Source organism: Exiguobacterium sp. PvP048 (assembly GCF_040549175.1).
GTDB classification, from domain to species: Bacteria; Bacillota; Bacilli; order Exiguobacteriales; family Exiguobacteriaceae; genus Exiguobacterium_A; species Exiguobacterium_A artemiae.
Window position 1 is genome coordinate 26,568 of the sequence record NZ_JBEPSU010000013.1, and the last position, 7,211, is coordinate 33,778.

Consider the following 7,211-nt stretch of genomic DNA (forward strand, 5'->3'; position numbering starts at 1 on the left):
CTGCCTTCCATGATGGAAGCAGGGATTTTTACGCTTATTGTTGTTGCTGTTGCATCTGTTGTTGCATTTGTTGCTGCTCTTGTTTATCAAGGTCAAAAGCATCTTTGAAGTCTTTGTTTTCGACTTTAACATCATACTTTTTCATTAATGAACGGTAGATATCGTTTGGATTGACTTGAGCTGATTTTTCTTCAGCTAAGGCTTTTTTGATTCGATCGGATTCTTTTTCGAGCGTAAAGTCTTTTTTCTCTTTACGGTCTGTCACTTTAATGATGTGGTATCCGAACTGTGTTTTGATCGGGTCAGAAATTTTACCTTCAACGCCATCCTTGAACGCATAATTTTCGAATTCCTCGACCATTTTACCTTTTGTGAAGTATCCGAGATCTCCACCTTTTGTTGCGCTACCCGTATCTGTTGATTTCGCTTTAGCGATTTTAGCAAAATCGCCGCCTTCATCAAGTTGTTTCTTGATTGCTTTTGCTTCGGATTCTTTTTCAACAAGAATGTGGCTCGCTTTTACTTCCACTTTTTCCTGGTTGAAGCGGTCTTCGATTTCTTTATCCGTTACTTTTGATTTTGCTGATTTCGCTTCTGTTAGGAGCATTTGTGTCCGAAGAACTTTTTCAAATTCTTTTTCGTTCTTGATACCGGCTGTTTGAAGAGTCGTATTGAACTGTTCTTTATCCGGGAACTGATCTTTTGTTTTCTTGACTTCAGCTTCTACTTCTTTATCCGTTACTTTTTTACCGTATTCTTTTTCAAGCAATTTGTTCATCGTTTGTTGGAAAGCAATTTGTGCGCCTGCTTTTTGGTACGCCTCATCTTGGACGTCCGCTTTATTGACTTCTCCGCCTTTGTAGTTGATGACAGCTTCGTCATTTGAACCACATGCTGCTAATGTGAATACGCTTGCCACTGCTGCTACACTTAAAAGTTTCTTTTTCATACATACACCCCTAATTTACCATTTATTTCAACCGTTCTATCATATCATATCTTCGTTATCTTGACAGCTTTCCGCAAAATCGAAAGTGATCTGCTCTTACACTATGCTATCACATCAAGTACAGGAGGAGAGGACTATTTTTGTGGGAAATTGTGAGGTGCCGCAACGTTTTGAGACAGAATGGTAAAGGGAACGTCATGTGCATAAAAACAGAAAAAACGTCCTAGGCCTCAAGGCTTAGAACGTTAACTTCCTGAATTCATGCAAAGGTCATGCTTTTTTGATGGAATCGATGACAGGGTCTTGCGGACGGCGGTCCGCTTCTTCCGTAATCATTTTCGATGTCTCGGCAAAGATGTCCATGAAGCTGTCACCGTAAAGGCGACGAACGATGGCTGAGATGTCCGTCAGCTCTGGGAATTTCCCGTACAGCTCCTGCAGAGGTAGGGAAGCACGGAAAACTCCGTTTTCTTCCGGACGGAATGCTTGAATCGTCTCAAGTAGGAGACTTTCGCCTTCCGGTGTCAGTTGAACATAGGTATTTCGTTTATCCGTCTCTTTTTTTGAAAACGTCAAAAGTCCACGGTCTTCTAATTTTTTAGAGAAGTTGAATGCAGTCGAGACGTGCATGACACCGTATTTTGCGATTTCAGAAATCGAAGCACCACCCAGTGCATGAGAAATCCACAAAATATGATGTTCATTAATATTTAAATCAAATGGTTTAATCCAATTTTGCCAATCTTTTTCTACCGTTTTCCATAGTGCTTTGCTTAATTGGACAATTTTATGACTGTATAACAGTGCTTCTTGTCCAGGATATAATTTTTCGTGTTCCATATCTGACTCATCCTTTCGAAAGGTGACAATGGCTCAAACGCGCAAAATGCAAACTATACAAAAACAAATCGAAGCAGCGGACCGTTATTGTTGGGGAGTGAGATGATCGACGTCTTGTTTTGCCTCATCAGCAAACTTTTGAAGACGAGCGAGTGATTCTTGAACCTCTGATTGGTACTGAGAGACGTCTTTTGTAACTTCCTCTTTAAAAGCCGTACCAGAAAGTTTGGCTGTCTCTATTAGATTCTTTCCCTCCTGCGTTAAATCCTGCATACTCGTTACGATTGTAGAATAAGAATTTCGACGTTGTTTACCATTCGAAGAGTCACTTTTAGTACCTTGGCGAAGCGCCTTCAAACCGTAAAAAGTCACAAGCGACAGCGTAGCACCAAAAGCGACCCAGTTACGATGGGGACGCTTCGACATAGTTTACCTCCTTTCGATACTAAAATATTTGTTTCATATTATTTTACCGAAAATTCGATATTAGAAACCTATTTCGGCAATATTTTTAAAATGAGTCAGTAATCGGACTGTTTTTGAGGTATCAAAGACGATTTTTGATGGATTCGGCAATCGTTGCTAACTCATCCGCCGTATATTCTTCATTGTGTACTTCCCATTTGGCACCAAAGCCGTCATGTTTATCGTGGCGCGGGATGAGATGGAGGTGGAAATGGGAAACGGACTGCCCGGCAACCTTTCCGGTATTTGATAAAAGGTTCATTCCGGCAGCACCGGTCTCCTGTTGGATAGCCTGACTGATTTCCGGAACGGTCGCAAAAACAGCCTGTGCACTTTCTGATGATAAATCGTAAATGTTATCGGCATGTTGTTTTGGAATGACAAGCGTATGACCTTTCGTTACTTGTGAGAGATCAAGAAAAGCCAACACTTCTTCGTTTTCAAAAACCTTATGACTCGGGATTTCATGATTGGCAATCTTACAGAAAATGCAGTTTTCTTTTTGCAATAGACTCACTCCTTTAGATAGATATAGCTTCAGTATACTCGACCAACTCAGTCTTGCGGGCGATTGACAAGGATATGAAGGGTTTCTAAACTAAAGGAAATCCTAAAACATGAAAGTAGGGGAAACAAAGATGCCGTCTCGCATCACTGTATATGAGAAAAAGAAAAAACGAAATCAGCGGATCGGACTCATCATAGGGATCATCGTACTCGTTTGTCTGATTGCTTGGATTGGCTGGAGTCAAATCAAACCGGCCGCCGAACGGCAACAGACCGACAAAGTATTTCAAAAGGCCTTGCAGGAACAAGACAAGGAAACGTTTCAGCAGCTCGTGTACCTTAACAATAAACCGTTAAAGCTGGCAGAAACGAATCAGCTCATGACATGGTTTAAGGCGGATCCGGAGCGTTTGGAACGAACGTTGGCTGAAATTAAGTCGGATCAAAAAAAATATCCGGAAAAAACCGTAAAAACAGCACAACAGGATCTGTTCCTGCTCAAAAAACAGCCCGGACGATTTTGGTTTGATACGTATACGCTTCATTTAAACAAACAGACATTGGAAGTGAGAGTGGATACGGAAACGGCATCCATCTCAGTTGATGATGCACCGGCGGGGAAGGCGGATCAACAAAATCCGTTAATCATCGAACGTTTTCCGGGCGAATATGATGTGTCGGTGCGCGTGGAAGCGAATGGAAAGACGGGACAAGCAAGTGAAGCGGTTCAGTTGGGGGATCAGAAAAAAACAACGGTAGTATTTCAACTGGCGCAACAAATTGCTCCGGATCAAAAAGAACAATATGGTGTCGATATCGAAAAGTTACTCGAAGCGGAAGTGAAGGTAAGAACCGGTAAAAACGTGGAACAGATGACGGCTTATATCGGCAAAAGTCAATCGGAAGTGGAAAAATCATTTGGCCCTCCGACGAACCGGATTGCCAATAAGGCGATCTATGACGGGTTTGAAATGGCGTACGAGAATCAGGAAGTGAGCAGTATCTTAATTGATTTGAATAAAACAACATCTGAACTGGAAGCCGTCGCCGGCAAGCCGGAGTCTAAATCCACTGAAACCATCGGGACGGTCTGGAAATATCCATCAAGCTTTTTTGACGACTTGCTCGGATGGCTGAATATCAAGTCGGAAAAACGGGTGATTGAACGATCCGGTAAAATGTGGCTCGAGTTGCGTGATTAAAAAAGTGCAACCCATATAAAAAACCACGGGGGATTTTATATCTCCCGTGGTTTTTGCTGTACATTAGATTATCGTTTGTTTACCGCACGAAGGATGAACGATACGATTAAGATTAAGATGATGGCACCAAGGATAGCTGGTACGATTGCGAAACCGGCAACTGACGGTCCCCAACTTCCGAAAAGAGCTTGTCCGATCATTGAACCAACAAAACCTGCGATGATGTTACCGATAACGCCACCTGGTACATCTTTACCGAGAATAAGACTTGCTAACCAACCAATAATACCACCAACGATTAAAGCCCATAAGAATCCCATTTAAAACACTCCTTTTAGTTTTAGTAGTTTAAATTATTTGCGACGTACTGAACGAAGAATTAACGATACGATGAAGATTAAGATGATAGCACCGAGGATAGCCGGAATAATTGCGAATCCGCCGACGACAGGTCCCATTGTTCCAAAGATTGCTTGACCAATCATTGCTCCGACGAAACCAGCGACGATGTTACCGATGATACCACCCGGTACGTCTTTTCCGATGATGAGACTAGCTACCCATCCGATTAATCCACCAACAATTAAAGCCCATAAGAATCCCATTTAAAAACACTCCTTCAATAAAATTTACGTTCTAGTTGTTATTTTGAAAAATCATTTTCGACGTACTGAACGAAGAATCAGTGATACGATGAAGATTAAGATGATTGCACCTAAGATAGCTGGAATAATTGCGAATCCACCGACAACAGGACCCATTGTCCCAAAGATTGCTTGACCGATCATTGCTCCGACAAAACCAGCAACGATGTTACCGATGATACCGCCTGGTACGTCTTTCCCGATGATAAGACTAGCTACCCAACCGATTAATCCACCGACGATTAAAGCCCATAAGAACCCCATTCGGAACCCTCCTTTTCTTACTTTAGATTTACCTGTTTTCAGGCAGTTGTAAACACATTGAAAGATGAAAGCCTTTAAATAATCGTTTCAACCGGTGAGGTAAGAACGTTAAAATTAAAATGTCTAGACGATTATACCAGTTACCTCTTGAAGAAACTCGTATTTAAAATGCTACTTTCAATTTCTGTAAGTCGTTTTCATATATTGATGTAACGATTACACTTAGAGTAATTACCGTAAAAAGATGTATTCAAACCTTTTCTTCATAAAAAAATGACTCAAACTAGAAAAGTGAGAATGAATTGTCTAGGATGGTTAATGAAGGGAGTCGATGAGTGTGTTGTTAAAAATAAATGAGTTATCTGGGGGATACGGAGCAAAAAAAGTCCTCCATGACATTAAGATATCGGTAAATCGAGGAGAACTTGTTGGATTAATCGGTTTAAACGGTGCCGGTAAATCGACGACGATTAAACATATCCTCGGTTTGTTACCGGTCAAGTCAGGAGAAGTTCTGATCAACGGAGTCAGTTTGGAACAGGATGAACAAACATACCGAAAACAGGTCGCCTATATTCCGGAACAGCCGATGTTATATGAACAATTGACTTTACGCGAACATTTGCGTTTGATGGCGCAAGGATATGCCGTCGAGGAGAAGCAGGCGCAAGAACGAATGAATCATTACGCAGAACGGCTTCGGATGACCAAACAGCTGGAATGGTTTCCGAGTGTCTTTTCCAAAGGGATGAAACAAAAGGCGATGATCCTCTGCGCCCTGGTGACAGGCAGTGAGCTGCTGATCGTCGATGAACCGTTTGTTGGACTCGATCCACTTGCGATTCGGGAACTGTTGACGATTTTCAGTGAATTGAAAGCGGACGGAAAAGGAATCTTGATGTCGACCCATATTTTAGAGACGGCAGAACGTCATTGCAATCGGTTCATCTTGTTGCATGAAGGACGGATTGCAGCGGAGGGAACGACGGAAGATCTTCGAAATCGCTACGATTTGATGGACGGTTCCCTTGATGACATTTACGTCGCTGCCATCGAGGAGGCAGAACGATGACAAGTTCTGTTTTATGGCGTACACGATACCAGGCTGCCATGGCGGAGATGACGAAGTATACCCGGTATATGGCGAACGGCGGATTGCTGTTTACGGTCTATTTCGTCGTCTTATACGGTCTTGTCGTGTACGGTCGATTTTTGGATCAGCTCGATCCATCGTTTCCGGGAAATCTGGTCATGGGCAGCCTGTTCATCTTGTTGGCGTTTTACCGCTCGACACGGACGTTTTTGACCGAGGCGGACCAAGTCTTCCTGCTTCCGAGTCTGCCGCACCTTGCAGGGTATATGAAGCGAATCCGGGTATATAACGCTCTGTTTGGTATGATCCGGGCAGTGATCCCGTTTCTCGCGGTTGCTGTATTATATGTGCGGACAGAAGAAACTTCACCCATCGGATTATTCATTCTGTTTGTCGCCTTAAGCATGATTGGTGCGGCTGCTAATTTATCAAAACTTGAAGGAGTCGGTCATCGACTGGTCCTCTTATACGCAACCGGTGCCGGAATTCTTGTTATGCTCGGAATGGGTTCATTCAGCATCGTGGTGACGGGTCTTCTGTTGTTGACGCTTCATTTGAAGAAACAGGATCAGTTACCGTTGATGGAGTGGATTGCGCTGGAACAGGAATCGCGGGATCGCTTTTACCGGATTGCGAACTGGTTTGTTGATGTACCACGCCTGTCGACGACATACAAACGGCGCCGGCTGTTGAGTCATCTCGTCGAAAAAATCGGATTCGACCGGAACCGGACGTTTGATTACCTGTACATGAAACAATTCATTCGAAGTACGGATGGAATCGGTTTAATCGTTCGTTTGACACTGATCGGCGCCGTCTTCATGTGGCTTGGTAAAGACAATGAATGGTTAGTGGTGCTTGCCGTACCCGCCTTCAGTGGATTGACCAGCTTTCAATTGGCGCCATTCACCCGGGCCATCGATTCCCATCTGTTGACCCGCCTGTTGCCGTTTGGAGACGCAACGGCATCAAAACGGAAAGTCCTTCGAACCACTTCATTTTTACAAGTGATGGTTTTAACGGGAATCGGGTATGTGATCAGCGGTTTTCCGACTGTTATCGCAGGCGCTGTTTTAGCACTCGTCATCGCGGAATATTACGCGAGGAAAAAGTAACCGTAGAATCAAAGACAAAACACCCCTTCGCCGTCACTGAACTGCCCCATAAAAGTTGGACATAAAAATCCAACTTTTATGGGGTGTTTTTTATGGTCAAATATACGAAGGCGTTTAAAGTCCAGGTCGCTG

At 43.2% G+C, this 7,211-nt stretch carries 10 protein-coding genes; 3 read left to right on the forward strand and 7 right to left on the reverse strand.

The features are described from left to right. Window positions 1–34 precede the first annotated feature (34 nt). The 4 genes from ABIC15_RS14810 to ABIC15_RS14825 all read right to left on the reverse strand — a co-directional run bounded on the left by ABIC15_RS14810 (window position 35) and on the right by ABIC15_RS14825 (window position 2,762). Entirely contained in the window at window positions 35–949 is a 915-nt protein-coding gene (locus ABIC15_RS14810) for a peptidylprolyl isomerase (RefSeq protein ID WP_318929201.1), read from the reverse strand. A 270-nt stretch (window positions 950–1,219) separates the two neighbouring features. Further along, window positions 1,220–1,789, reverse strand: coding sequence for an HTH-type transcriptional regulator Hpr (locus ABIC15_RS14815; RefSeq protein ID WP_012369593.1), 570 nt, complete (start codon window positions 1,787–1,789; stop codon window positions 1,220–1,222). A gap of 84 nt (window positions 1,790–1,873) precedes the next feature. Further along, window positions 1,874–2,215, reverse strand: a complete 342-nt coding sequence (locus ABIC15_RS14820; protein WP_290829919.1) for a hypothetical protein — start codon at window positions 2,213–2,215, stop codon at window positions 1,874–1,876. Window positions 2,216–2,336: 121 nt separating this feature from the next. After that, the gene (locus ABIC15_RS14825; RefSeq protein ID WP_354021002.1) at window positions 2,337–2,762 is read right to left on the reverse strand and encodes an HIT family protein; all 426 of its coding nucleotides are present in this window, start codon (window positions 2,760–2,762) and stop codon (window positions 2,337–2,339) included. Between the two features lie 130 nt (window positions 2,763–2,892). Here ABIC15_RS14825 and ABIC15_RS14830 point away from each other — a divergent pair, with 130 nt between their 5' ends. After that, a complete protein-coding gene (locus tag ABIC15_RS14830; protein ID WP_354021003.1) occupies window positions 2,893–3,963 on the forward strand; it encodes a TcaA second domain-containing protein in 1,071 nt (356 codons plus the stop codon). A 68-nt stretch (window positions 3,964–4,031) separates the two neighbouring features. Here ABIC15_RS14830 and ABIC15_RS14835 read toward each other — a convergent pair whose 3' ends face one another. The 3 genes from ABIC15_RS14835 to ABIC15_RS14845 are packed head-to-tail and all read right to left on the reverse strand — an operon-like array spanning window position 4,032 to window position 4,871. Continuing rightward, window positions 4,032–4,283, reverse strand: a complete 252-nt coding sequence (locus ABIC15_RS14835; RefSeq protein WP_012369597.1) for a GlsB/YeaQ/YmgE family stress response membrane protein — start codon at window positions 4,281–4,283, stop codon at window positions 4,032–4,034. 33 nt (window positions 4,284–4,316) lie between these two features. Further along, window positions 4,317–4,568, reverse strand: coding sequence for a GlsB/YeaQ/YmgE family stress response membrane protein (locus tag ABIC15_RS14840; RefSeq protein ID WP_026833749.1), 252 nt, complete (start codon window positions 4,566–4,568; stop codon window positions 4,317–4,319). 51 nt (window positions 4,569–4,619) lie between these two features. After that, window positions 4,620–4,871: a GlsB/YeaQ/YmgE family stress response membrane protein gene (locus tag ABIC15_RS14845; RefSeq protein ID WP_026833749.1), complete on the reverse strand. Its 252-nt coding sequence runs from the start codon at window positions 4,869–4,871 to the stop codon at window positions 4,620–4,622. Window positions 4,872–5,202: 331 nt separating this feature from the next. On the opposite strand from ABIC15_RS14845, the gene ABIC15_RS14850 reads away from it, so the two are divergent. Next, window positions 5,203–5,943 carry an ABC transporter ATP-binding protein gene (locus ABIC15_RS14850; RefSeq protein ID WP_354021004.1) on the forward strand — a complete coding sequence of 247 codons (741 nt, stop codon included), beginning with the start codon at window positions 5,203–5,205 and terminating at the stop codon, window positions 5,941–5,943. Beyond that, window positions 5,940–7,079: an ABC transporter permease gene (locus ABIC15_RS14855; protein WP_214765681.1), complete on the forward strand. Its 1,140-nt coding sequence runs from the start codon at window positions 5,940–5,942 to the stop codon at window positions 7,077–7,079. The genes ABIC15_RS14850 and ABIC15_RS14855 overlap by 4 nt, the downstream gene beginning before the upstream one ends. Window positions 7,080–7,211: the final 132 nt, after the last annotated feature.

Coding starts and splice junctions, on each gene's coding strand:
- ABIC15_RS14810 (WP_318929201.1), bottom strand. CDS start 949: ATGAAAAAGAAACTTTTAAGTGTAGCAGCAGTGGCAAGCGTATTCACA.
- ABIC15_RS14815 (WP_012369593.1), bottom strand. CDS start 1,789: ATGGAACACGAAAAATTATATCCTGGACAAGAAGCACTGTTATACAGT.
- ABIC15_RS14820 (WP_290829919.1), bottom strand. CDS start 2,215: ATGTCGAAGCGTCCCCATCGTAACTGGGTCGCTTTTGGTGCTACGCTG.
- ABIC15_RS14830 (WP_354021003.1), top strand. CDS start 2,893: ATGCCGTCTCGCATCACTGTATATGAGAAAAAGAAAAAACGAAATCAG.
- ABIC15_RS14835 (WP_012369597.1), bottom strand. CDS start 4,283: ATGGGATTCTTATGGGCTTTAATCGTTGGTGGTATTATTGGTTGGTTA.
- ABIC15_RS14840 (WP_026833749.1), bottom strand. CDS start 4,568: ATGGGATTCTTATGGGCTTTAATTGTTGGTGGATTAATCGGATGGGTA.
- ABIC15_RS14845 (WP_026833749.1), bottom strand. CDS start 4,871: ATGGGGTTCTTATGGGCTTTAATCGTCGGTGGATTAATCGGTTGGGTA.
- ABIC15_RS14850 (WP_354021004.1), top strand. CDS start 5,203: ATGAGTGTGTTGTTAAAAATAAATGAGTTATCTGGGGGATACGGAGCA.
- ABIC15_RS14855 (WP_214765681.1), top strand. CDS start 5,940: ATGACAAGTTCTGTTTTATGGCGTACACGATACCAGGCTGCCATGGCG.